Origin of the sequence: Hugenholtzia roseola DSM 9546 (assembly GCF_000422585.1) — a bacterium.
GTDB classification, from domain to species: domain Bacteria; phylum Bacteroidota; class Bacteroidia; order Cytophagales; family Bernardetiaceae; genus Hugenholtzia; species Hugenholtzia roseola.
Map to the genome: position 1 here is coordinate 26,059 of NZ_AUGI01000034.1, position 26,277 is coordinate 52,335.

Here is a 26,277-nt window from a genome sequence, read left to right on the forward strand (position 1 = left end):
TGTACTTTTCAAAACAAACTCGCTGATTTTGCCTTTATGTTTGAACGATTTAGCACCTATCAAGTCAGATAATTATGTCCAATATTGCCAAACTGCACCAAGAGGTTTTTGATTTTTTAGAAGAAAAACGCGAAAAGTATCCTGATTTATATTTTTCTTTGCGTACAGATAATGTTAAAAATCGTCTGACAGATGGACATCGTTTTTGGGGAAACGATAAAAATTTGTATTTTTCTTTTTGGGAAGGGCAGGATAGAATAGCGAAAGCGGCTAATATTTCTATCCACATAACAATAAAGGGACATTTATATTTATGGCTTAATGCTAAGGATAATGATAAAAAAGCAGTTTTTTTTGAAAAATTAGCTCATACGTTAGGACGCTTTTCTCGGACAAAAAACACCCAAACTAATGAGTATGAAAATACTTGGCGTAGAAGTTATGCACAAGAGGGTTGGAAAAGTGGCTTAGAAGATTTTATTGAGAATGATTGGAAAAAAATAAATCAGTTTCTATTATTCAGTGACTTAGATAAAGAAATTACACCAATTCATCGAGAAAATTTTGAAGAATCTATAAGAATTCAAGATGAAATAAAGCAAAAGGACGTTTTGACTTTCCGAATAGCTACTCTTCCAAGAAAAACCTATAAGCCCATAAAGCTTCGAGAATTATATCTTCAAAATATTGGTCATTTTGAGGAATTATCACTCTCACTTTCTCAAAAGGTAACGATTTTGATAGGTGAAAATGGCTCAGGTAAATCTACGGTTTTACGTGCTTTAGCTTTAGCCTTAACGGGCGTTAATGCCTTTCAAGAAAGCGGACAAAACTTACTTGGTAAAGAGCTAAAAGATTGGCTTCAGATAATAGGTTATGACAACAAACGCCCCGTTTACGCTCAAAACGGTTTGATTAACTTACTTTATGAAAGAAATGACGAACATAACAACGAAATCAAGTTATATTTTAATGATAGATTAGGTGTTTTAGCAGAAGATGTTTTAGAGCCTGAAACGGAGTATTTCGCCACAATGCACAACGAATCTGAAACAGATATACTTTTTCTTGGCTTCCCACAAGGCGGTGGCTATGAAAGCCCTGCAAAACTTCACGAATCTAATCGCCCTGAGTATATTGATTTATTTACTATGATTACCGACCGCGCACATAAAAAATTGGAGCGGTTTAAAAATTGGACAGATACTAATTACAAGCAACATCTTACTGCCTTAAAAGATGGTAACCTATCCGAGGCGACAGCTTATCTTTCTAAAATCAAAGACGTATTTAAATTAATTTCATTGGTTACTTCCGAAAATGAAAGCGAAACAATCGTAGAATTTTCTAAAATTCTCTATGATGAAGAAGCAAAAGACGGTAGAATAATTTTGGTAAACATTAAATCTGCTAACTTGGATAAGCCACAAACCATAGAACTGGATTTGTTAAGCCAAGGCTACCAAAATTTATTTTATTGGTTCGGGGAGTTGGTTTCGCGAGCGCATCAAGTCAACGAGTTTTACAAAAAAGAACAGCCGCAAAAGGCAAAAGAAAGTATTTTTGAAATGAATGGTATTGTGTTAATTGACGAAATTGACACGTATTTACATTTAAAATGGCAACAAAACATTTTAAAGGTTTTGGCGGACAAATTTAAAAATATGCAGTTTGTGGTTACAACACATAGTTCCAAGGTCTTAACAGGTATTTCTTCTGACATTTGCAATGCTTTTAAAATTGAAGACAAAAGAGCTGAAAGGCTTGAATATTTTTATGGACAAGAAATAAATAAAGCAAATAAAGTATTTTTTGATGTACCTAAACGTGATAAATATATTCAAGAAAAGGTTGATACTATAATTTCTTTGCTTGATGAGGAAACACCTGAAAGCATTGAAAAAGCAGAAAAATTATACCTTGAATTGGCAGCTATTTTGGGTCATGAAGATACCGATATGGTATTTATTGACACAACATTATCCATTTTAAAAATTGAGCAGGGATTATGATAAAAATCAAGAAAGGACATACTCCAGCACCATTATTAGCACTACAGAATGTAGAAGGTGCAAGCTACGATGATTTAAGAGGTTCTGATAAAGACGAAGTAAAATCAGCCTTGCTCGAAAATCAAGGCTACATTTGTGCTTATTGTATGAAGCCAATTAATGAAAATACTATGGGGATAGAGCATTTTAAATCTCAGTCTACCGACCCCCATTTGGATTTAGACTTCAACAATATGTTAGCCGTCTGCCGCGACCAAAACGAGCATTGTGATGTTTACAGAAGTCGTCAGTTAGATGCAGATGGCAAGCAAAAAAATTTTGTTTATCTTCCTAATCCCAAAAGTCTCGAATTTGCCCGTCTAAAGTTTAATTACGCGAGAGCATCTTTCGAAATAACTTGTTCTAATGATGATAACGTTACGCAAGAGTTAGAAAAGTCAGAAAATTTACCACCGAGGAACGGGTTACTAAATCTAAACTGTAAAACCTTAACAGACCTTAGACGAAGTGCTTGGTCGGCAGTACAAAGAAGATTAGAAAGAAGAAGCCCAGCAAGACTATGGCGCGAAACGCCTGCTGCTATTCGTTTAGCTGAAGATATTTATAGAGAATATCAACCGAGCGGAAAAAATAAAGCGTTTTATCCCGTGGTGTTGCTCAATTTAGAACGACATTTTCCTCAATTAAAATAAGTTTTTAAAAACATTTACAATCAATACTAAACATTATAAAATATAAACTAACAATAAAAACATCTATTTTTGGTATAAAAACAATAAAGATAGTCCCAAAAATGGAAGGGGCAAAGATATGCCTTGTCCCTACGTTAAACAATGATTTTTGGAATTTAGCACTAATAGAGTTTGGGCTGGAGTCTATTTTAGACTTTTGTAGTTGCAGCCAAGCCACTTACGGCGGCAGAGATTGGGTGCAGGTATGATGAAAATGCGTATCTTTGTCTTTGTCTTGTGATTATCTTAGCTCTTATTAGCTTTTCTAAACTCCACTCTACGGGATTTGGTGTGCCTTTTCACCCTCTTTCTCCACTCGTCTTTATTTTTTATCATATCCCTCTTTGTTTGTATGCGTTCTGACAAAACATTGCACAAATCGCTTCAAGTGAGCCTTTTATGGACTTTTTGGCTGCTGCTCATTCCTTGTTTTCTTAGTGGCTGCGCTTTCTACCACAACACAACGGCACGCTTCAATGCCTATTTTTTAGCCAAAGAAAAGATGTTAGAAGCCGAAAACAATTTGGAATTAGAGCGAAAAGAAGATTTTAACAATATTTTATATCCTCTCTTGCGGATACAGGATAGCCTTGTGGCGGCTTCGCAGAAGGCTAATTTCGAGTATGTGATAGAAAAGGCTTCTCTGCCTGTTCAAAATCACCCCAGCAGCGAATATGTAGATTGGTCGTATTTGGAAATTGGGAAGGCGCGTTTTTATCAAGGCGATTTTTTACAAGCCGCCAACACGTTTAAATACATCAATACAAACCCCAAAACGGAGGAAGCGCGTTTGGCAGCCCTCATTTGGCTGATGCGCAATTTTTCGGAAACGGCGCAATTTGACGAAGCCGAATACGTGATGGACATCGTTGCAAAAAGTGAAGGCATTTCAGAAAAAAACATTGCCCTTTTCTACAAACATGCGGCACAACACTATCGCCTCAAAAATAATTTTATCAAGACGGCGCAATACCTCGAATTGGTGCTGCCTTATATCCAACGCAAAAAAGAAAAGGGACGCTATCATTATATCTTGGGTCAGATTTATCAGAAAGAAAACCAAACCGATTTAGCCTATCAAAACTACACTGCCGCCTTTGCTGCACACGTAAGCTATGAAATGGATTTCAATGCGCAACTGCAAGCCGCCGAAGTTTTTACCTCTGATAGTCCTGCCGATATAGAAAAAATGGAAAAATACTTCCAAAAACTTTTAGCAGATAAGAAAAATGAAGAATACCAAGACAAAATTTATTATCAATTAGCAAACTTTTATCTGCGACAGAAAAATAACAAAGACCGCTATCCAAAAGCCATCAATGCTTTGGAAAAAGCCACTTTTATAGGCACAGACCCCCAACAAAAAGCCTACACCTATCTGAAATTAGGTGAAATTTACTACCAACAAAAAAACTTCCAACAAGCCGCCAATTATTACGATAGTGCCGCCCAGACGCTGCGCCCCGATATGCTCGATTATCAAAAAATTGTCAATCAGGCAGCCATCTTACAAGAATTTTATACCACTTATCAAATCATAGAGCGGCAGGATTTGTACCTGCGTCTTGCCAATTTAGACCCAAGCGCACAAAAAAGCTACTTCGAAACCGAAATAGAAAAAGAAAAACGCACCATAGATAAGCAAATTGCACAAGAACTATTGGAGCGGCAGCGCAACGAGCAAGCAGCTCAAAATCAGGGAGTTAATCCGCTGCAAGGGGGCGGACAAAATGCAAGCAACTGGTATTTCTATAATCCCGTCGCGATGGCACAGGGCAAAGATTATTTTGCTCGCACGTGGAACAATCGCCCTTTGGAAGACAACTGGCGCAGAAGTAGGAAAAAAGAAGTGTCTTTTTCCAACCCCGATAATCCTGACGCGGTAGCGGAAAAACCCGAAACGGAAATGAGCGAAGACGAACTCAAAGCCGCCCGTTATGCCAAATTGCCCTCGATAGAAGACCGCTTGGCTGCCGTTCCCAAAACACAGGCAGAGCAGGCAGCTCGCAAGGATAGTTTGGAGATGGCATTGTATCAATTAGGTAAAATCTATCACTACCAAATGCAGGAAGAGCGCAACGCCCTGCAAACCCTTAGCCGCCTAACCAAAGATTTTCCCCAAACACAGCACCTGCCCGAAGCCCTCTATTTGATGTATATGATTTGTCAGAAAGAGCCTTTTTGCGAAAGCGACCCCTACAAAGAGCGCGTAGAAAAGGAGTTTGGCACTACTATCTATGCCAAGTTGATTCAAAATCCAAACTATCAGGCGCAGATGACACAGACCGACAGCCTGATGGAAAGCCGCTATCAAAGCCTTTATGATAGTTTTCAGAAAGAAGAACAAGCTCAAACGCTCGAACAAATTGCGGCTTTTCGCGCCCAATATCCCAATCACCCCATGCTTAGTAAGGTGCGTTTGATAGAAATTTTGATGATGGCGCAAAGAGGCGACAAACAAAACTACAAGCAAGCCTTAGAAAAGTTCAATGATGAGTTTCCACAAAACGAACAAGCCGAATTTGTAGCACGCCTTTTGAAAGCCTTAGAAAAAGAAAGTGGCGGTTAGGCTTTTTGCAAAAGTGCCGTAAAAAGTGTATCTTTGGAGAGTTCATACCCCCGACTCTCTTTAAAACCTCTTTCTAACCTTTTCTAATTCCTCTCTAATCCTATGAAAATTGGCGTTCTTCTCTCTGGCTCTGGTGTATATGACGGCGCGGAGATTCACGAATCAGTCTTGACTTTATTGGCTTTGGATATGATGGGCGTGTCTTATTTTTGTATCGCACCCGACAAGCCGCAGCACCATGTCATCAACCACCTAACAGGCGAGGAGATGGCAGAAAAGCGCAATGTCTTAGTAGAGGCGGCGCGTATCGCAAGGGGCAACATTACCCCACTTTCGCAGGTTTCGGCAAAAGATATGGACGGCTTGGTGATGCCGGGCGGTTTTGGTGTGGCTAAAAACTTCACCGCTTGGGCTTTCGAAGGTGCGGCAGGCGAAATAGATGCCGACGTAAAGCGATTGATACAAGAGTTGGTAGCCAAACACAAGCCTATCGCTGCCCTTTGTATGTCGCCCACTACCCTTGCCAAAGCCTTAGAAGGGACAGGTTTGGCAGCCAAACTCTCTGTCGGCACAACCGCTGCCCCTTCCCCTTACGACATTGCCGCCATCAGCGAGGGCATGCGAAGCATTGGGGTCAATGCTGTGATGTGTGCCATAGACGAGGTAGTAGCCGATGATGCTCACAATATCGTAACCACGCCTTGTTATATGATGGAAGGCTCTATTGCGCAGGTCTATGCAGGTATCCAAAAGACGATAGCCAAATTAGTGGAGATGGTCGCCCTGCATATCGAGAGCTAAAACCTATTTTGCCCTTGCGCCGCTGGTGCGTTTGTGGTAGGAACATGTATTTCTTGCGGTAAAAAAACAAAAATCCTAATGGCAAAATTAGAACAGTTATATTTATTCGACCAATTAGGCATTCCCACGCCTACCTTTTTGGAAGTTAGCTATCAGGAAAGTTTAGACCCCCAAGAGATAGCACACCTAAAAAGGGTCTTGCGTGCGCCCTATGTCGTGCGCTCAAATTACTCCTATGCGCGTGCCGCCAAAGAGGAGGTAGAGAAGCCCTTTTATGAGTCTTTGTATGCAAATTCGGCGACGATAGAAATTGAAATGCACAAGGTCTTCGAGCGGTATCCTACCGTCATCGACCAAAACGTAATCGTGCAGGAGCGTATCGCCGCCGACTATCAAGGCACACTTTTAGCCTTTCGCAATGGCATTTGGAAATTAGACTGCCAAGATTTTCAGACCCAAGACCTATCAGAGGCGCGTACAAACCCTTATCCGCCCCTACCCGAAGCGGCGAGGCTGGTTTTGCTACCCAAATTTGCCAAATCCGACGTATGGATTTCTACCCTGCTGCCTTCTTTTTTCCCCTATTGGAAACCTTTTAAGGGTGCAAATAAGACGCTGACACACAATTTTGTACGCCTTTCTAATTATGCCAAACGCCTTTTAAAACATACCCCTGCCCATTTGCATGGGCTAAAAATTCGTTTCCTCTTTGCAGGGCGAAAGGTCTATTTTCTCACTGCCGAGCCTATTTCTACGCCTTTACAGTCGGAGGAAGTCTTGATTGTGGGTGAGCATCAGGAGCTATTTTCGGCTGCCCCTACCCGCATGATGGTTTCGCTGATGCAAGCCTGTGGCAAAAATGTTTTTAATTACTATCGCAAAATAGATAGTACGCTCGAAAGGCGCAATTTCTTCGAGGTAGCCGAAGGGCTGCCTTGCATCAATTATTCTGCCCTTTTAGATGTCATGGTGCATTGGGGGCTGCCTACCCGTTGGATTGCGCAGGTCTTCGATGCGCCCGACTTGTATCGCGTAGGCTTTCGTCCGTTTCGTTTTCTGTATAAATTCCCTGCCGTTTGGCGCGGCTTGCAGAAGCAACTTTTTGTCGTTCCCGAAACAAAAAGATGGCTCAAAAAAGTGCAACAATCCTTATCAATCCAACAGGAAAAACGCCTGCTTATCTGGCAAAAAAAGCCTGCCGCTGCTCTCGATGGCTTCTTCAAGGATTTGAAAATGCTCTATACTTATTGGCTTTGGCACATTCACACCATTTCGGCGGCATTGGCATTGGCAAGGCGCATCTTCGGCACGCCACCTGCTTTGAAAAGTTTGGATTTGCACAAAGATTTAGACTTTTATCAGGATTTCTTTTTGTGGCGAAAAGGAAAAATGCAGCTTTCCGATTTTTTAGAAAAATACGGACATCGTGGCTTTTACGAATCCGACTTTGGAAGTTTGCGATTTAGCGAAAAGCCCCCTCAATATTGGGAACGTTGGAAAGAAATTGCCACCCCTGCCCAGCAAAAACAGAGCCTCAAATCCAAACTTAGTTGGATAGACCGCCTTTGGCTATTGCCCTTCCTGCCCTTGCTCAATCTGCGCGAACAGTTGCGCAATGCCATCATGACCTTTTTCTTTTCCCTCAAAAAGGAATTGCAGCAGCAGGCGCAAATACGTTTTGGACAAGATTTTGACTTTGCAAGCTACCACATCGAAGACTTAAAGGCACTCTTTCAAGACCACCTCAATAAAGAGGAAATTTGTCAGATTTGCTACCCCCAACAAGGAAGTTGGCTTCCGCAGCCCTTTCTGCACAGCAAAGAACACCAAATTACACAATTTCCGCAGTTGCAGAAAAACGACTCCCAAGTCAGGAATTTGCACTCCGCCGTCGGTCTTAGCATACAAGAAGGAAAGGTACGGGGGCGCGTTTGGCGCGTCAATAAGGTAGAGAGCGAATTTCTCGATTTCAAAAGCACAGGCGAGCGCACCATCTTAGTAGCCGATGCCTTAGACCCCAGTTGGATACCTTGTTTGGCACAAATAGATGGCATTGTGCTTTATATTGGAAATTACTTTTCGCAAACAGCAATCCTTTTGCGGGAGCTTAAAATTCCTGCTATTTCTAAAATAGAACCAAGTTTTCAACTTTATAGTGGCGATTTGATAGAAATGGACGCACACACAGGCAAGGTTACGCTTTTAGAGCGAAGTGCCAATGCGCCTTCTTTGGCGGAGTAGCCCACCTGCTTTTTTCTAACCTTCAAAAGACCACTTCGGACAGGGCAGTGCCTTGTCCTTATTTTGTGTTATCTGCGTAAAAAGCAATATCTGAACATGTTTTTTTATCTTTGCAAAAATAGCACAAAAGCAAGAATCTTTCATCTCTTGAAAAAGCAAGTGCAAATAAGAGCAAAAAAAAGAGAAGTTAAATTTTTGTTAAAAGCACAGAAAAATTTGGAAGTTAGAAAAAAAAAAATAGGTTTGCCCTGTCTTAGTAAGCATACTATTTTTGTAGTAAGCTAAGGCATAAATTTCATTTTCTAAACCTCTAAGTTTTTGTTATTATGAAAAAGATTCTTTTAGTAGCCTTGCTCACAGCATGCTCGGTATTTGGTTTTATGGCTTCGCAACAAGAGGCGGAGGCAGGGTGTGCGTCGGGTAGTACGGCTCGTTGCCTCCTTAATAGTACTGCTGGTGATGGTTATAAGTGTGTATCAGGAACAGGGTTACCTTCTAACTGCTCGCAAGGAGGTGGAGGAGGGGGGGTTGTACCATTACCTTCACCTATGTAGTTTGCTATACTAAATTTTAATATTTGATATTAAATAAAGTATTTTGTCAAAGTTTAAATACATAAACTAAACTAAAACAAAATACTTTATTTAAAAACTAAAAAAATGAAAAAAAAATTATTAATAATAAGTTTACTGTTTATTTTTGTGCTATCTTGTTCACAAAATAAAGAGCAGATAATACAAAGTGATGTTGCAGAAACACAAACGCAACTTCTTCGTTTAGTAAGGACGAAATCCTTTCCCCTCGACAGCTTGACACAAGCACAAACGCCATCTTTGCAAGCAGTAGAAAAAGGAAAGCAATTTTTAATCTATTTTTTTAATAGAAATGACAACACGATTCGTATTTTTGATTATCAAAAAGAAATAGAGCTTACGCCCATTCGATACGCTTTGGAAGGAGAGCAGGGAGTAGGCAAAATTGAAAGTTTTTTATATCATAACGACGATTCTATTTTCTTATATGCAGGCGGAAAGTGTTTTCTTACCGACGCACGCGGCAAAGTAAAGGAAAGTGTGAAAGTGGCAGGAGAGGTAAAACATTGGGTGCTTGCTTCTACGATTAGCCAAATGGCGTGGCAAGATGATAAACTTTTTTTAGTAGGCACACGCTTTGATAAAAATTACTCGCCTTTTATTGAAGTTTCTTTTACAAAAAAACAAGTAAAAGAAAATGACTATTTTTTAGTTTCTAAAGAATACGACAAAGGAGATTGGGGCGGCATGAACTTTGACTATGTGTATGCCCATTACGACAAAGAGAACAAAAATTGGTTAGTGAGTTTTCCAAACGACAAAAATTTATATCAAACCGACCTTCAAACGAAGCAAGAGGCTTTTGCTGCTCATAGCGTTTTTTTTGATACAGTACCGCCACCTTACAATAACCGAGCAGAAGCAGAGGCAGATGTAAATTATATAGAAACATTTTTAAAAAGTTCTTCTTTTTATTCTGTAATGAAAGATAAGTATAAAGGTTACATTTATCGAACTACCTTTTTGGGGGTCAGCAGCGAAGATTTAGCTTCACAAGACCCTATAAGAAGCACCCTTCCGCCTGTTTCCCTCATAGCACTAAACGGCAATAAGGAAAAAGTAGCAGAATTGAAGCTTCCACTTCGCAAGCACCTACCTCACGTCCATTTCTTCACCCCCGAAGGCTTGCACATTGCCCGCCGCGACCCCGAAAATGAAGATGTCCTAACTTTTGATATTTTTCAAATAGAAGATATAGAAAAATGAAGCTAACAAAATATATCTTATTATTGCCTGTGTTCCTATTTTTGCTTTCTTGTCAGAAAGCAGATGAACAGATTGCTAAGGCAGATGCCTTGCTTGCCGAAATAGACCCAAAAAGGCTTGAAAATGGTATTTATTTGATTATCCCGAACGCTGGTTGCGGTGGTTGTATTTCTGACGCTGAAAATGTCTTTTCGCAGTACAAACATAAAAAGGAACTGAAAGCCATTTTTACTGCCTTTACCTCCAAAAAAGGGCTAAAAATCCATTTGGCAGAGCTATTTTATAGCCAAAACGTTATCATAGATGACGGCAATTTGGTTAGTAAAAAGCAATTACTTACCATTTATCCAGTTGCGCTTTGGATAGAAAACAGAAAGGTAACGCAAGTTAAACACTTTTCTCCCCAAGAGGCAGACACACATCATCAAGTAATTACTTATTTGCAAAAATGAAAAAGTTATTTTATATTTTTATTTTGTTATTTCCTATGCTTGCTTTTGCACAGGAAGACGAACTACCTTTGGTAGTTTCCCAGAAGTTGTTTTTTAGAGATAGCACTTTCATTACCGAAACCCATAAAACACACAACACCAACGATGTAATTTGTTTCTCTCCGCCTTCTATACAAGCTGACGGCGAGGTTCTTTTTCTACTATTTTTTGCAGGTAATAATAGCACAGTTGCGGTTTTTGACCTCTATAAAGGTAGTATAAAAGCCGATGGTGGCATAGAAGAGGTAGAACTTATTTCAAATACTATTATAAAAACTCAAGTATATGCAACAGGGCGTTATCATTATAGCCCGATATTTTATACTTATGATAAGCATAAAATTTATCAAATAAGACTTACACCCGACGGGAAGGCAAGCAACCATGATGTCTATGTTTCGAAACGAGAAGAAGGAATGACAAACAAAGCTATCTGGGGCAAGTCTGAACGGCTGCCTGAACCGCTGAATAGTTATCACGACGAATGGCTTTACTTAGAAGTAGCCAATTCACCTTTGTATATTTTGGCAACAACTGTCAATAAAACTAATGTTAAAATTAAAATAGGAACTTTTGAAAATGGTAAATATTCTAAACCAATAGATTTTCCACTTATCAAAGAAACCCTAATGGCTTACCCCTTTCACACCTTTACGTTGGCTGCAGACGGGAAAACGATTTGCTGGTTTGCCCCTTCGCTGCTAAAAGAACCTAATGCACTTTTTTATTATTCAACCTATGAGGTAGAAAGCAAGACTTGGAGCAAGCCCAAAATATACAAATCTCGTATCAAGGACTTTACCAATGTTTCCTATACACGCGATACCATTTATTGTTTTTTTGAAAGATTTATACAAGTTAAAAATGCAGCCTTGCTTACCTTAAAAGTGGAGGATAGTACAGAAAATAAAGCATTAGCGCATCAAATTTTACAACAAACCAATGGGAAAATAAACTTTGAGGCAAAAAATAAGCAAACAGAAATTTCTACTATCAAGCTATATTTAAACCAAAAATACCATACACTTGTTACCGCAGAAGGTTACCTCCCACATAGCACCATTTATATCGCCGAAAATGAAAAATTAGACACCCTGAATATAAGACTGCAAAAAATAGAGCCTAATAAAAAATATACTTTCAAAACTATCTACTTTGAAACAAACAGTAGCCAGCTACCCGATGAAGCCGAAGCAGAGTTAGATTGGCTTTTCAAAGAACTCAAAAACAGACCAGAGATAAAAATTTCGCTACAAGGATATGCAGACAAACGTGGAAGTGCCGCAGCAAACGAAAAACTTTCTGCCGAAAGAGCGCGAAGTGTAGCTAACTATCTGATAACAAAGGGAATAGATGCAACGCGCATACAAATACAAGCCTTAGGGAGCGCACAGGCTTCCGATAAAATTTTAGATACAGATAGAAAAGTAGAGTTTATTTTGATTTTTTGAAAAACTTACTACCTTTGCTAATAGAAAAAATAGCATAAAAACAAGAAAATTTCATCTCTTGAAAAAGCAAGTGCAAATAAGAGCAAAAAAAAGAGATGTTAAATTTTTGTTAAAAGCACAGAAAAATTTGGAAGTTAGAAAAAAAAAATAGGTTTGCAGCGTCTTAGTAAGCATACTATTTTGTAGCAAGCTAAGGCGTAAATTTCATTTTCAATCTTCAAAATTACTTTTTTATGAAAAAATTTCTTTTGGCTATTGTAACGTTATTGGCAGTTGTTGCCTTGTGTGTTTCTACAACAAAAGAAACCACAGCATCGATGGGTAATTACTATAAAACAGACTTCGATTGCCCGTCAGGAGATTGTTGTCCATCAATGGGGCAAGGCTGTTTATCTCCTGTGATTATTATAGGAGGTCCCATTCATACAGGAAATTAATCACTATTTTACCTTCAAAAGTTATAAAACTTTTGAAGGTATTTAAATAAAAAAATGGAAAATAAAAAAAAGTCATTTTTACTGATAATATTAGTTTGTTTCTTTTTCTCTTGTACAGAAGAGCAAGCTACAAAGCAGGAGGTATTACCTGCCATTTACACCCATCAACTTCTTGCAACAGAGCAAAGGAAAACCTTTGAGCTGGACTCGATAACGCCTTATTTGAGTGCGTATTTTCAGACCTTAGAAGAAGCGGGCAAAAATTATTTTCTTATTGGCAATCCACTCAAACCTTGTATAGACATTTATGATTTAGAGAAGGCAGGAGCCAAAATTGCCTCTATTCCCTTAGAAAAAGAAGGCGAAAGTGCTATTTACTCGCTCACAGGCTTTTATGCACATAGTTTAGATTCTATTTATATTTATTGCTACAAAGCCTATCAAATAGCCTTAGTCAATCGGAGTGGAAAAGTTTTGAAACGATACAAACTTTACGAAAAAGAACCCTCGTTAGGCGCAGATATAAAAACAATTATGAAATATCCTGTTGCCTACGCCCCTGCTGCAAGTGCGCCTTCTCTGCTTCAAAACGATACCTTATACACAGGGATTATCGATAATAGTTCGGGGCTATTTTCTCATCAAGCGGGCTATATTGCCAAAACGCACTATTTCCTCGCCTTACACACCAAAACGGGCGAATACGACCTGCGCTTTAAAGGGGACGATTCTCCATATACGAAAGCAGCTTGGGTAGAAATGGAAGATATTTGTTTTAATTATAGTTTTGATACAAAAAGTATTTTAATTAGCTATGCAATGGACGAAAATATTTATCTAAAAGGTTTAGAAAAAGAATCAAAATCTATTAAAAAACTTGCTAAGAGTAGAGATTTAGAGCAGATTCCAAACCTCTCCTCCGAACAAAGATATGAAAGTCGTCCCTCTGATATATTTTTTGAAAGTCCGAGTTACAAGTTTATCATAACAGACCCATATAGAAAGGTCTATTATCGTGCCGTTGCCTCAGCCATTGAAGCACGAAACCAAGAAGGCGCAATGCGTAAATATGTGGATAAACCTATTTCGTTCGTCATCTTAGATGAAAATCTGAATATCATAGGCGAGAGTGAAATTAAGCCCACTAATAGATTTGTACCTTATTTTTACTTTATCACCCAAGAAGGACTCTGGCTTTCGGAAGGTCATTATCGCAACCCTGACTTAGACGAAGACAACCTTTCTTTTCGTTTGTTTAAACTTCAAAGAAAAATAGAGTAAAAGCTATTAGACTTTCCCAAAAACTTCCTACCTTTGCTAATAGAAAAAATAGCACAAAAACAAGAAAATTTCATCTCTTGAAAAAGCAAGTGCAAATAAGAGCAAAAAAAAGAGAGGTTAAATTTTTGTTAAAAGCACAGAAAAATTTGGAAGTTAGAAAAAAAAAATAGGTTTGCCCTGTCTTAGTAAGCATACTATTTTGTAGCAAGCTAAGGCATAAATTTTATTTTCAAACCTCTAAATTTTGTTTTTATGAAAAAATTTCTTTTAGCACTATCGGTCAGTTTCTGTGTGGGCTTTGCCTCGCTTGCCTATTCTAATCCTGATGACGGACTCATTCAAATCGATTTGGGTGGAAATCCTTGTAATAATTGCTTTAATGGACATTTTGGTAAACCCAACTCAAATGGACTTAAGCCCTGCAAAGGCAGCGGAAATGAGTGCATGAAACGATAATTTTCAACTAAAAGCCTCTGCTTTTTTGGCAGAGGCTTCAATAAACTAAACATCAATCGTTACTTAGTATGAAAAATATAAGTCTTATCATTTTTTTATTGATGCTTTTTTCTTGCCAAAGCACAACAACAGAAAATGCAGAAACAGGCATTTTACCAACTTCCGCCGAACTTGTGATTTTGGAAAGTTTGGAGCTTCCTTGTGATACCCTTTTTACAAGTTTATATAACTATCATTTTTTTGAAGCCGATGGAAAAAAACTTTTGGCAGGCTTGGACTTAGTAAATGAGTCTGGACTATTTATTTATGACTTAGATTTAAAAAAAATAGTTTATTTTGTACCTTCTATTAAAGAAGGAAAAGAAAAATTTAATATAACAAGGCATCATATTTATAGCTTAGACTCTATTTTTTTGCTCGATGATGGCAAGGATTTAGTAAAGTTGGCAAGTGCCTTAGATACACAAAAAGTAGCAATTTTTAATATCAAAGAGGCGATGCAAGAGAAAAAATCTGTCGCTTTTGGGTATACTAACAGTGGCGCAAGCTATTTTTTTTGGGATAGCAACAAACAAAAACTATATCTACCTATTTTTCCTGCATTAGATAGCAAATATCCAAGTTATTATGAGTATGGATATTTTGCAACATACGATATAAAAGACAAAAAAATATCAAATACTTATGGTATTTATTCAAAAAAAATACAATCAGATTCAATAAATTATTTTCCTTATTCGGAAGACCCTAATTTAATTAGATTAAATAAAAAATATTTTTTAGTTTCTTTTGGCAATGACAACTCAATTTATAAATACTCATTAGAAGAAAATAAACTAATTGAAGCCTGTAACTGGAAAAGTAACTATTTGCCTATAAAATTTGATAAAATTTCTGTAAATAGAGATTACCAAGAATTAGTTAATTTTGGAAATGCTAACGGATGCTATACATCATTATCTTTCTACGACGAGCAAACAAATACGTACTACCGCATTGTACGCCATGGGCAGGAGCTAAAAAATGCAGACGGGCAGCTCAATCAATACATGGAGTCTTCTTGGTCTATCCTTTATGGAAAAATAGATGACGAAAAACCCAAAGAAGTCTATTTTCCCCCTCGTAAATACCATTTTGGGCAAATTTGTTATCTGGGCGAAGGCAAGTTTTTGGTCAGCAAAGACAACGAATTTAATCCCGACAATCAAGAAGATTTATTGGAGTTTGATATAATTCAGTTAAAATAACTATGAAAAATATAATATTTCTTTTTGTAATGATGGTATTCGTATCTTGTCATACGTCCTATAAGTATGAACAAGGGGTAAAAGACTATCTCCACAAAGTACATCAGATAAATGAAGAAAATTTATTGGATAAAATTTTCTATATAATTGATGTAGAAAGTTGTGAGTGTGGAAAATACAACTTAGAGGCTCTTGCTGCTCTTGCTAACCCTACACCAAAACTAACCATTATTTTAGTAGGAACAGCAGATTACGTAAAAGAGCTACAAAGTAAGTTTCAAAGCCCTGATGTTAATTTTTTATCAGACCCACAAAAACAAATATTTAGATACGAAACAGGTTTAGGAAAACCTATTTTACTTCATTTTAAAAACAAACAAATTATTTATCACCATTACATCATAGACCCAGAAATAGTAAATGCGATACAATATTTAGAAAAAATAGAGTAAAAGCTATTAGACTTTCCCAAAAACTTCCTACCTTTACCTTTCGAAAAAATAGCACAAAAGCAAGAATCTTTCATCTCTTGAAAAAGCAAGTGCAAATAAGAGCAAAAAAAAGAGAGGTTAAATTTTTGTTAAAAGCACAGAAAAATTTGGAAGTTAGAAAAAAAAAAAATAGGTTTGCCCTGTCTTAGTAAGCATACTATTTTGTAGCAAGCTAAGGCATAAATTTTATTTTCAAACCTCTAAATTTTTGTTATTATGAAAAAGTTTCTTTTGGCTATATTAGCTTTATTTGCTTCAACTGTTATTTATCTTTCTACAACTGTGGAAGTTAATGGTCAAGGCATTCCTGATGATTGTTGGGTTTTTAATGGCGACAATTGCGATAATCCTGGACGCGGCTGCTTAGACCCTGTTATTATTATTGGCGGTCCAATTCATACTGGTAATTAACACTTCCCTCTTTTCCTCAAGCTACTCCTTCTCTTAATAATAGAAGGAGTAGCTTTCCAAATCCATAAACATGAAAAAAATTCTACTACTTTTAATTGCAGTAATCTCGAGTTGCACTACTTCTAACCAAGATGATAATAATTCTGTAGCGCAGGAACAGAAGTTAGAGTTAGTGGCTACTGACATAGTAAAGCACTATCCTTTAGATGAGTTATCTATGTATCAAACAAATTATTATCAAACAAAAAATATAAATGATACTATTTATTTATTTTGGGCAAATAAAGAAATTCCTTATATTTCAGTTTATAACTTAAATTCAGAAAAGAAAATTACAGACATAAAATTTGACTCAGACGGAAATAATGGTATAGGTGGTTGGGGCGGCTTCTACCTTCATAATTGGGATAGTATATTTGTTTTTGGGGCGAAATCCTTTCAAGTAACATTAGCCAATCAAAAAGGCGAAGTACTCGGACGGTGCCGCCTGTATGACACAGGTAAGGAGTCTCCATTTATGCTTCCTTTGCCACGCAGCAATGCTCATCAAAGCTTCCTTATAGGTGATACTCTTTACTTTCGTGCCAATGATAACAGTACTTATAGAGTTGACGAACCTTCCTTTTTTAACGCCAACTTCCTATATGCTATTGACATTCGGACAATGAAAGGATTAGGATTTATCAAAATCGGAGATTCAGAGATTGATGGTAATGAAAATATTTGGGGAGCGTATTTTACTCACTTACAGTACACACTTTCCTTTGATAGTAGCCAGCTTCTTATTAGCTATCCTATTGAAAATAATATTCATATTAGACATTTTAATAAAAAAGAAAACATAAAAAAAATAATGTGTAATAGTTTTTATTTTGAAAACATAAAATCTAAGTGGTCAGAATCTAAATATTTTAATCATCATGAAAAGCACTATTTAGAGAATCCTTCTTTTCGTTATCTATTAGCCGATAAGTACAATCGCGTCTATTACAGATTTGCTTATCAAGCCATTGAGGAAACCAATGCAGAAGGGAAAAAGCAAAATTGGGACGATAAGCCCTGTTCTATTATCATTCTTGATGAAGAGTATAATATAGTAGGTGAAACTTTGCTTCCTAAAAAAATATATAGTAGAAATCATTTTATCACCCAAGAAGGACTCTGGCTTTCGGAAGGTCATTATCGCAACCCTGACTTAGACGAAGACAACCTTTCTTTTCGTTTGTTTAAACTTCAAAGAAAAAAGTAATATGATATGAAATATATTTTATTTATGTCCTTTTTATTATTTATTGCTTGTCAAAAAAGCAAAGATTATCAGCTTGTCAATAACACTTTTTTTCATGCGGATAGCCTTTTAGGTAACCCAATTAAACAAGACTCACTGTGTCAGTATGTTTTGATAATACCGATGGAAGGATGTAGTGGTTGCAAAGAAAAGGCATTGCTATTTTCAAATAAATACGTACACAATAAAAAACTAAAAACAGTTCTTTCTACCATGCAAGGCAAAGCTTTTTTACAAGTTCATTTACTCAGATTAAATGAGAAAGACATGTACCTTTTAGACCCAAAAGGTTACTTTATTCGACAGGCAAGAGTAGGACAATACCCAACTTTATATGAAATTAAGAATAAATATATAATATCTGAAAAAGAATTATATCCTGAAGTTATTACTAAAGAAATTGAAGTATTAGAAAAAAATCTTTAAACTTTCCCAAAAACTTCCTACCTTTGCCCTTCAAAAATAGCACAAAAGCATGAGAAAAATCGCCATTGTCGTCTTGTTTCTAAATCTTTTGTGGAGTGGCTGCCAAAGTAGTGCCGAAGAGCAGCAGACGAATCGGGCTTCGGATAGCAGTTCCCTTGCGTCCATTCCTACCCCTCGCGTGCAGACCTTTGTTGCCGCTTCTGCTCCCCTTTCCTATCAAATTACGAGCAATGGCAAGGTGGTGTCGCATCAGCAGGCAGCCCTTTCGTTTTTGGTTTCAGGTTCGGTATCGCAAGTGTTGGTTGCCAATGGGGGGCGCGTAGGCGAAGGGGCAGTCTTGGCGGTCTTAGAAGATAGCGAATTTCGCTTGGCTTTGGAACGCGCCCGCACCGAAACGGCGATGCGTCTGGACGAATACCGCAAATTATTTGTCGAATACGGTGGCACTTGGGGCGTTCCTCACTCTCTTTCCGATACCTTAGCGCAGATATTGCGCGTGCGCAGCGGTTTGGCGTTGGCAGAGGTAAGCCAAGCCGAAGCCGAGAGAAGGTTAGAAAATACGCGCCTCAAAGCCCCTTTTTCGGGTGTCCTCAGCGACTGGTATCTTAGCAAAGGCACTCAAATTCAGGCACTTCAAGCTCTGGGGACGCTCTACACCGATACGCAATTAGCAGTAGAAACCTACCTTCCCGAAAGCCAAATAGGAGTGCTTCAAAAAGGCATCAAAGCCCAAATTACCCCCCTTGCGGGCAATCCTACCTACGTGGCAGAGTTAGTCGACCTCAACCCTGCCGTCGAGCGGGAAGGCTTAGTGCGGCTTCGTTTTGCCCTTCCTGCCCAAAACGACTTGCTTCTGGGTATGAATGTCCGCCTGCTGATAGAAATTCCACAAAGTCCGCAGCTTTTAGTTCCCAAAGAAGCGATTGTGTTGCGCTCTGAAAAAGAAGTCGTCTTTACGCTCAAAAATGGGCGTGCCTTTTGGAACTACGTCAAAAAAGGCAAGGAAAATAGCCAATGGGTAGAAATCCTCGAAGGCTTGCAGGCAGGCGACGAAGTCATTATCAGCAACAACCTCCAACTTTCACACGACGCAAAAGTGGAAGTGGAAAAAAATAAATAGCTTTCCAAAGCACAAGCACGCCAATAAGGTTAAATTCTAAAAAGTAGGTGCAAATGTAGGGACAAAGGGTAGATGTTGTTGAAACGGTCAGCCTGTCAAAAAAAGGGGGGCTTCGAATAAAACTCTTGAACCCCCACCCTGCCCTCCCCCCATAGGGGAGGGTTCGAAATACAAATCATTTTTTTTGCATAAATGCAAAAAAATGATACCATATCAAAGCCCCTCCCTTTGGGGGAGGGGTTTGGGCAGTGATGTTAAATTCTAAAAATCAGAGCCAAATGTAGGGACAAGGCACTGCCTTGTCCGCAGCAAGATTGAAATAAAAAAGGATTTTCAGACCCAAAAATAAGGGTCAGTCCAAATTTTATTTTGTGTCAAATTTGACAAAACAAGGCTTTTGACAGAACTTAACATTACTGGGGGTTTGGGGCGGGGTGTATTTTAGGCTTCTATCGCAGCAACAATGCCAAAGGCACTGCCTTGCTCTATGCCCCAAATCCTAAGGGTCTTGAAGACCCTTAGGGTTTAAGTCCAAATTTTATTTTGCACCAAACTTAAAAAAGCATTTTCCACCGTTGTTTCGAAACCGCTGGGTTTGGGGTGCATTTATCCTTCTAAAATTATCTTTTTATGTCGCCCTCTTCACTTCTGACTTTTCTTTTTCAGCGTCCGATTGGGGTCTTGATGAGTTTTTTGGCAGTGGCAGTTTTGTCTTGGATAGGATTTTCCAAACTTCCTGTATCGCTGCTGCCGCCCATAGACGTACCGCAGCTTTTGGTGCAGGTGGAATATCGCGGACATTCGCCTGCCGAAATAGAGCAAAATGTCTTGCGCCCTTTGCGCGAAAGCCTGCTGACAGTCAAAGGGTTGTCCGATTTGAAAAGCGAAGCCCTTAGCGAAAGCGGACAGTTACGGCTTTTTTTTGCCTTTGGGACAGACATGACCTTAGCCTACATCGAGGCAAACGAAAAATTAGACCGCCTGCTCAACTATTTGCCCAAAGAGGTTAGCCGTCCGCATATCATCAAAATCAACACCAACGACATTCCCTTAGCGCGTCTTCAAATTGTACCAAAAGAAAAAGGCAATCTTTTAGAAACTTCGGAATTAGTAGAAAAGGTTTTAAAAAAGCGGCTGGAAGGAATTGCAGGCGTTTCGCTTGTAGATGCCAATGGGCTAAAACGCAAACAAATCAGCGTGCGCCTACATCAGGCAGAATTAGCAGCCCTACAAGTATCTGAAAATCAACTTGTTGAAGCCATCACGCAAGCCAATCAACCCCTTAGTTCGGTTTCGGTAAAAGATGGGCAGTACCGCTATTTTCTCAAATCCGTCAACCTTTTAGCAGATGCTGACGCTTTGCGCCGCCTACCAATTCGCCTTGCCAAAGGGCGCGTGGTGCGTCTGGAAACCTTAGCGACCATCACTCTCGAAGAAGAAATGCCGCAGGGGTTTCACCTTTTTGCCGATTCGCTTTCAGAAAAAAAGGCGCAAATGAACCTAAAAGAGGGCTTCGTCCTTACTTTGCACAAGCAGCCTGATGCACAGATGCAAGCCCTAATGGAGGAAATAGAAAAAGCCGTAGCCGATTTTAGGCAAAAATATCCGACCCTCGATTTTTCTCTTACCCAAAATCAAAGTCAATTTTTAGACCTCGCGATTGCCAACTTGCGCAATACCCTACTTTTGGGGGCTTTGGGGGCTTTTATCGTCTTGTTTTTCTTCTTAGGAAATTGGCGCATGCCGCTGATGATAGGCGTGAGTTTGCCTCTTTCGCTGCTCTTGGGCTTCGGTCTTTTTTATGTAATGGGATTGACTATCAACATCATATCTTTGAGCGGCTTGGCATTAGGGTTGGGTATGTTGATAGATAATAGCATCATTGTTTTGGATAATATTGAACGATTTTTAAAAGAAGGCAAATCAAAATTAGTAGCCTGTGTCTTAGGGGTGCAAGATGTTGTCGCGCCACTTTTGAGTTCGATGCTCACGACGCTCTCTGTTTTTCTGCCCCTTATTTTTATGAACGGCATTTCGGGCGCACTTTTCTACGACCAAGCCCTTTCCATTACCCTTGTCCTGACAAGTTCGTTGGCTGTGGCATTTCTTTTTCTGCCGCATCTTTTTCTTCTTTCACACAAAAAAAAGGCAAATAGCTTTGCGCCTACCTTAGATTTTTCTACCGAAACGCGCTTTTTTCAAAAACTCCTGCAAGGTTATGAATTTATCTTTTGGCAGGTCATGCGCCACCAAAAGATAGGACTTCTCTTTTTTATAGGTCTGATAGCCGCACCTTTTTTTATATCCAAAAACCTAAAAGTGGAAAGGCTGCCGACACTTTCCAAACCCGATTTTGTGTTAAAATTAGATTGGAACTTACCACTTAGCTCTGAACAGAATTTAGAAAAGACGCTATTTTTCTTACATCAATTTGAAGGCGTTTTTTCGCAAATAGAAATAGATTTGGGCAAACGGCAATACCTACTCGAAGGGGAAGGTAGCACACAATCGCAGGTCTTTTTCTACTTTGCCCTGTCCAATTTTAAAGACAAAAAAGAGGCACAAAAGCGTTTGCAACTTTGGTTAGAAAATCATGCGCCACAGGCTCTTTTTCAATTTGAGGCTGCCCCCGACGCTTTTTCGCAACTTTTCGCAAGCCCCAATCCAAACTATGAACTTCGCTTTCGCAACCCTTTTGAAAGTAGTCCGCTTTCCGTAGAAAAGGTAAGTTCTTTGTATGAAACCATGCCCTACCAAGCCGAAGTAGGAAGCGGCATGAGAACGGAAAATAGCGTCATTTTGCAGGTAGAAGCCGAAAAAGCTGCCATTTACGGCTTTTCGCAGCGGCAAATATTAGAAAAAATAAAACAAAGTGTAGGACACTATTTTATTACAGATATAAAATCTTTCGGCGAAGTATTGCCCATTCGTTTGGCACAAAATCAGGCGAATATTGCAGAAATTTTACAAAACACCTATTTAGAAGTGGCAGATAATACGCAGCATCAAAAAATCCCGCTCCATCTTTTAGTACGCATAGAAAGGGAAAATGATTATCGCAACCTAACCGCAGACGCGCTGGGTATCTACCAAAGTTTTGTGTGGCAAGATTTAGAAAAAAGACAACAAATCGAGATAGATAGCCTTTTCAAAATGAAAAAAGAGGCAAAAAACTTACAAACTACTTGGGCAGGAAATTTTATAGAAAATGAAGAAAACTTACAGCAACTTTTCTTTATCCTTCTTATCTCGGTTGTGTTGCTCTACTTTATTTTAGTGGCACAATTTGAGTCATTTTTACAACCGCTTATTGTCGTCCTGACGCTACCGCTGGGTATTTCGGGCGCGTTCTTGGTCTTGTATTGGGGCAATGCTTCTCTTAATTTGATGTCGGCAATTGGTCTGGTCGTGATGCTGGGTATTATGGTCAATGATGCCATTCTAAAAATTGATACCATCAATAAACTAAAAAAACAACTTCCTACTACCGACACGCGCGAAATCCTGCATCTGGCGGGGGTTTTGCGCCTCAAACCGATATTGATGACAACCCTAACGACTATTTTAGCCGTACTTCCTACCCTTTTTAGTGCAGGCTTGGGAGCAGAACTGCAAACGCCTTTGGTATTAGCCGTAATAGGGGGCTTGGGTATGGGAACGGCGACGGCTCTCTTTTTCATACCACTTTTATATTTGTTTTTTGATTTTAAAAAATAGATTTTGTCTTAAAACAAACCTGCTTTAAAATTTATTTCCATGCAGCTTTCCTTTCTAACGCCCTTTCGGATAGTTTTTATCTTCCTAATTATCAGCGTATTAGGCGTATTTGCGCTGCCACTTCTTCCCGTCGAACTCAACCCAAAACCCGAAAGCAATACCTTACAAATTCGCTATCAATACCCACAAGCCGCTCCCGATATTGTAGAAAATTTGGCAACTGCACCCTTAGAAAATGCCCTTTCCCAACTGCAAGGACTTAAAAAAATTAGCTCCGTTTCGCGTTACAATGGCGGAAATATTACGCTTAGTTTTGAAAAAGGGCAAAACATGGAACTAAAAAAGTTTGAAACTACCATGATTTTACGCCAAATCTACCCCAAACTGCCGCCTTCGGTTTCCTATCCACAGCTTCAGCTCACAGATGCAAATGCGCAGAGTCATAAAAAAGCAAGCCTTAGTTATTCGGTAAATGCTCCCCTGACGGCTTTCGAAATCGAGGAGCAGGTGCGCAAAATTGCAAGTCTTCATTTTTCTAAAATCACACAAATAGAGGAAATTAGCGTGCGCGGCACGTCCGATTTGGCGATAGAGGTGCGCTACCTACCCGAAAAAATGTTGCAGTATGGCATCAGCCATCAAGATTTGGTCAGTCGATTGCAGGAGCTTGCCCAAATCGATTACATAGGGCAAAGCAAAGACGGCGTAGGACAAAATTTTTGGGTCAAGAAACGCCCACTCCTAACAGAAAGTTCTGAAAATAAGGCTACTTTTTCTAAAAATTTCACAAAAATAGTAGAAAATTTATTGCTTTCCGAAAATCCACTTGTGCGTTTTTCCGATGTCGCTACCTTTGCAGTGGTGGAAAACGCGCCTTCGGGTTTTTACCGCATCAATGGCAAGGAAGCCGTTACGCTTTCTTTTTACCTACAAAAAGATGCCAACGCCTTAGAAGCGGGGCGGAAAATCAAGGCTGCTATCGCGCAGATGCCACTTCCTACCGATTTTGAACTTCTTTTGGAGTGGGACGAAACCGATTTTTTAGAAAAGGAATTGGAAAAGACCTATCGTCGCGCTCTTTTTTCGCTTCTTATTTTGATATTTTTTATTGTTTTGCTGCAAAGAAACTTACTTTATCTATGTGTTTTAATAAGTAGTTTGTTTGTCAATCTCTGCCTTACCGCCTTATTTGCTTATTTTTTTAAGATACAAATTCACCTATATTCTTTGGCGGGGGTTGCCATTTCCTTTGGTCTGATTTTAGACAACGCCCTTGTGATGGTGGATAGCCTACACCAAAAGCGGTCGGGTTCTCTCTTTTTGGCACTTTTGGGGGCTTCGCTCACGACAGCCGCTGCCTTGCTTTTGGTCTTTTTCCTACCCGAAGAAACGCGCCGCAACCTAACCGACTTTGCCGCGATTGTCGCTCTCAATCTCTTATTGTCGCTCCCTGTGGCACTTTTTTTCACGCCTGCTTTATATCATTTGCTTTTTCAAACGAAAAAAGAAAAGAAAAAGAAAACTAATTTTCGCTTCGGTAGGCGTTTTTCGGTTCAAGTTTTTCAAAAATATCTTCTTTTTATTGCTTTTTTAAAAAGTCATAAAAAGAAGTTTATGATAGCCCTCTTGTTGCTCTTTGGCACACCCATTTTTTTGCTTCCCTCGAAGGTAGAAAACCCTAAAAATAGCAAGATTTTAGTTTGGTATAATGATATAATAGGTTCAGATTTGTACCAAAATGACATACGCCCCCATATCGATACCTATCTGGGTGGCACTTTGCGCCTTTTTGTTCGTTTCGGATATGAACGATTTTCTTATAGAGAAGCCGAAAAAGCACGCCTTTATGTGCAGGCAGAAATGCCACAAGGCACAACCCTACAACAGATGGACAGTGCCTTACGCAGCATAGAATTGATTTTGAAAGCAGAAAAAAATATAGAAAAATTTGTTACGCAAGTTATTACTTCTTCGGGTCAGATTGAAATTTTATTTCCAAAAGAAGTAGAAAATTCATCTTATCCTTTACAACTAAAAAATAGACTTATTGCGCGTTCAGTGGATTTAGACGGCGTGAAGTGGAATATTTATGGCGTTGGTAATCAGGCATTTAGTAATAGCAACGAAGCACAATTAGCTTCTTTTCGGGTGCAGATGAAAGGCACGCATTATCAAAATTTGGAGGCAGAGGCAGAAAAATTAGCCGCACTTTTGGTCAAGCACAAGCGGATTCAGCAAGTCAATACCAACGAGCGACTTTCCTACGAAGAACGCGCCCGAAAGACCTTAGCTTGGGAGGTGGATTTGGAAAAATTAGCCCATCAAGGGCTTTCAGCGCAAACCCTTACGGCAGCTTTGCGCTTGCATACGCCCAGCAGCGAAGCCGAGTTTTACTTGCCCTATCAAAATAGCCTTTTGCCTGTGCGCCTTGAAAGTAGGGACTCAAAAAGTTTTGCAGCGCAAGAACTAAAAAGTGGCTATCTATCTGTTTTTCAATTAGATAGTGCTACAAAAATAAACACAAAAACAGTCGCTTTTCAAGATTTTTCTACGCTTAAAATAGAAAATAGCAGCAGCTCGATTTACAAAGAAAATCGCCTTTATTTGCGCATTGTCGGTTTCGATTATTACGGGGGAGCGAATTTTGGACAAAAATTTTTAGACCAAACCCTTGAACAGTACAAAAGCCAAATGCCACAGGGTTATGAGGTAAAACAGTTGGAAAACAACTTTTTTTCTTGGGAAAAAGCAAAGACCGAATACGGATTGTTATTGATTTTGGTAGTAATTATATTTTTTATTTGTAGCATTTTATTTGAAAATTTCAGACAAGCCTTGCTTATTATCTTTACAATCCCCTTTTCCTTTATCGGCATTTTTATCACCTTCGGCGGATTGGAAGTTTATTTCGACCAAGGCGGCTATGCTTCTTTTGTACTTTTGGGAGGTTTGGTTGTCAATGCAGCCATTTTTATTCTTGATGAGTATAATTTTTTGAAAAAAAGAAGCAGAAAGAAGGCTATTTTTTTAAAGGCAATTTATAAAAAAAGCTATCCTATCCTACTTACCGTTATCTCTACTTTTTTGGGACTCTTGCCTTTTTTATGGGAAGGGCAGGAAGAAGTTTTTTGGTTTTCTTTGGCGGCAGGCGTTACGGGCGGCTTATTTTTCTCACTTTTTTGTGTTTTTGTGGTGCTGCCTGTAATGGCAGACGAAATCAGGGTTAAGTCTTTGAAAATCAAGCATTAAAGTCTATTTTAAGATTTTTTGAACGAAAAAAATACTACCGCCGCCCTATTTTTATGGTA

At 38.9% G+C, this 26,277-nt stretch carries 19 protein-coding genes; all 19 read left to right on the top strand.

Annotation, left to right across the window (positions count from 1 at the left end):
* The first annotated feature begins 74 nt into the window (after positions 1-74).
* The 19 genes from G500_RS0102215 to G500_RS0102350 all read left to right on the top strand — a co-directional run bounded on the left by G500_RS0102215 (position 75) and on the right by G500_RS0102350 (position 26,218).
* A complete protein-coding gene (locus tag G500_RS0102215; protein WP_027001404.1) occupies positions 75-2,012 on the top strand; it encodes an AAA family ATPase in 1,938 nt (645 codons plus the stop codon).
* On the top strand, positions 2,009-2,704 hold the full coding sequence (locus G500_RS0102220) for a retron system putative HNH endonuclease (protein ID WP_027001405.1): 696 nt from the start codon (positions 2,009-2,011) through the stop codon (positions 2,702-2,704). The genes G500_RS0102215 and G500_RS0102220 overlap by 4 nt, the downstream gene beginning before the upstream one ends.
* 391 nt (positions 2,705-3,095) lie before the next feature.
* Positions 3,096-5,312 carry a type IX secretion system periplasmic lipoprotein PorW/SprE gene (gene porW / locus G500_RS0102230; RefSeq protein ID WP_086047782.1) on the top strand — a complete coding sequence of 739 codons (2,217 nt, stop codon included), beginning with the start codon at positions 3,096-3,098 and terminating at the stop codon, positions 5,310-5,312.
* Positions 5,313-5,414: 102 nt separating this feature from the next.
* Positions 5,415-6,113 carry an isoprenoid biosynthesis glyoxalase ElbB gene (gene elbB, locus G500_RS0102235; protein ID WP_027001407.1) on the top strand — a complete coding sequence of 233 codons (699 nt, stop codon included), beginning with the start codon at positions 5,415-5,417 and terminating at the stop codon, positions 6,111-6,113.
* 78 nt (positions 6,114-6,191) lie between these two features.
* Positions 6,192-8,354: a PEP-utilizing enzyme gene (locus G500_RS0102240; protein ID WP_027001408.1), complete on the top strand. Its 2,163-nt coding sequence runs from the start codon at positions 6,192-6,194 to the stop codon at positions 8,352-8,354.
* A gap of 659 nt (positions 8,355-9,013) precedes the next feature.
* Positions 9,014-10,153 (top strand): DUF4221 family protein, encoded by a 1,140-nt coding sequence (locus G500_RS0102255; RefSeq protein WP_027001411.1) that lies wholly within the window; start codon positions 9,014-9,016, stop codon positions 10,151-10,153.
* The gene (locus G500_RS0102260) at positions 10,150-10,605 is read left to right on the top strand and encodes a hypothetical protein (protein WP_027001412.1); all 456 of its coding nucleotides are present in this window, start codon (positions 10,150-10,152) and stop codon (positions 10,603-10,605) included. Before G500_RS0102255 ends, G500_RS0102260 begins: the two co-directional genes overlap by 4 nt.
* Complete coding sequence (locus G500_RS0102265) at positions 10,602-12,095, top strand: OmpA family protein (RefSeq protein WP_027001413.1); 1,494 nt, start codon at positions 10,602-10,604, stop codon at positions 12,093-12,095. The genes G500_RS0102260 and G500_RS0102265 overlap by 4 nt, the downstream gene beginning before the upstream one ends.
* A 233-nt stretch (positions 12,096-12,328) precedes the next feature.
* The gene (locus G500_RS25610) at positions 12,329-12,532 is read left to right on the top strand and encodes a hypothetical protein (protein WP_154656981.1); all 204 of its coding nucleotides are present in this window, start codon (positions 12,329-12,331) and stop codon (positions 12,530-12,532) included.
* Positions 12,533-12,586: 54 nt separating this feature from the next.
* A complete protein-coding gene (locus tag G500_RS0102280) occupies positions 12,587-13,813 on the top strand; it encodes a DUF4221 family protein (protein WP_027001414.1) in 1,227 nt (408 codons plus the stop codon).
* Positions 13,814-14,065: 252 nt separating this feature from the next.
* On the top strand, positions 14,066-14,269 hold the full coding sequence (locus tag G500_RS0102295; RefSeq protein WP_027001415.1) for a hypothetical protein: 204 nt from the start codon (positions 14,066-14,068) through the stop codon (positions 14,267-14,269).
* A 98-nt stretch (positions 14,270-14,367) separates the two neighbouring features.
* Positions 14,368-15,516: a hypothetical protein gene (locus tag G500_RS0102300; protein ID WP_211220122.1), complete on the top strand. Its 1,149-nt coding sequence runs from the start codon at positions 14,368-14,370 to the stop codon at positions 15,514-15,516.
* A gap of 2 nt (positions 15,517-15,518) precedes the next feature.
* On the top strand, positions 15,519-15,968 hold the full coding sequence (locus G500_RS0102305) for a hypothetical protein (RefSeq protein ID WP_027001417.1): 450 nt from the start codon (positions 15,519-15,521) through the stop codon (positions 15,966-15,968).
* 255 nt (positions 15,969-16,223) lie between these two features.
* Entirely contained in the window at positions 16,224-16,418 is a 195-nt protein-coding gene (locus G500_RS0102315; RefSeq protein ID WP_027001418.1) for a hypothetical protein, read from the top strand.
* Between the two features lie 70 nt (positions 16,419-16,488).
* Complete coding sequence (locus G500_RS0102320; protein WP_027001419.1) at positions 16,489-17,667, top strand: DUF4221 family protein; 1,179 nt, start codon at positions 16,489-16,491, stop codon at positions 17,665-17,667.
* A gap of 6 nt (positions 17,668-17,673) precedes the next feature.
* Positions 17,674-18,132, top strand: a complete 459-nt coding sequence (locus G500_RS0102325) for a hypothetical protein (protein WP_027001420.1) — start codon at positions 17,674-17,676, stop codon at positions 18,130-18,132.
* 49 nt (positions 18,133-18,181) lie between these two features.
* The gene (locus tag G500_RS0102330; protein ID WP_027001421.1) at positions 18,182-19,252 is read left to right on the top strand and encodes an efflux RND transporter periplasmic adaptor subunit; all 1,071 of its coding nucleotides are present in this window, start codon (positions 18,182-18,184) and stop codon (positions 19,250-19,252) included.
* A 630-nt stretch (positions 19,253-19,882) separates the two neighbouring features.
* On the top strand, positions 19,883-22,969 hold the full coding sequence (locus G500_RS0102345; protein ID WP_035756063.1) for an efflux RND transporter permease subunit: 3,087 nt from the start codon (positions 19,883-19,885) through the stop codon (positions 22,967-22,969).
* Positions 22,970-23,008: 39 nt separating this feature from the next.
* Positions 23,009-26,218, top strand: coding sequence for an efflux RND transporter permease subunit (locus G500_RS0102350; RefSeq protein ID WP_035756066.1), 3,210 nt, complete (start codon positions 23,009-23,011; stop codon positions 26,216-26,218).
* Positions 26,219-26,277 lie beyond the last annotated feature (59 nt).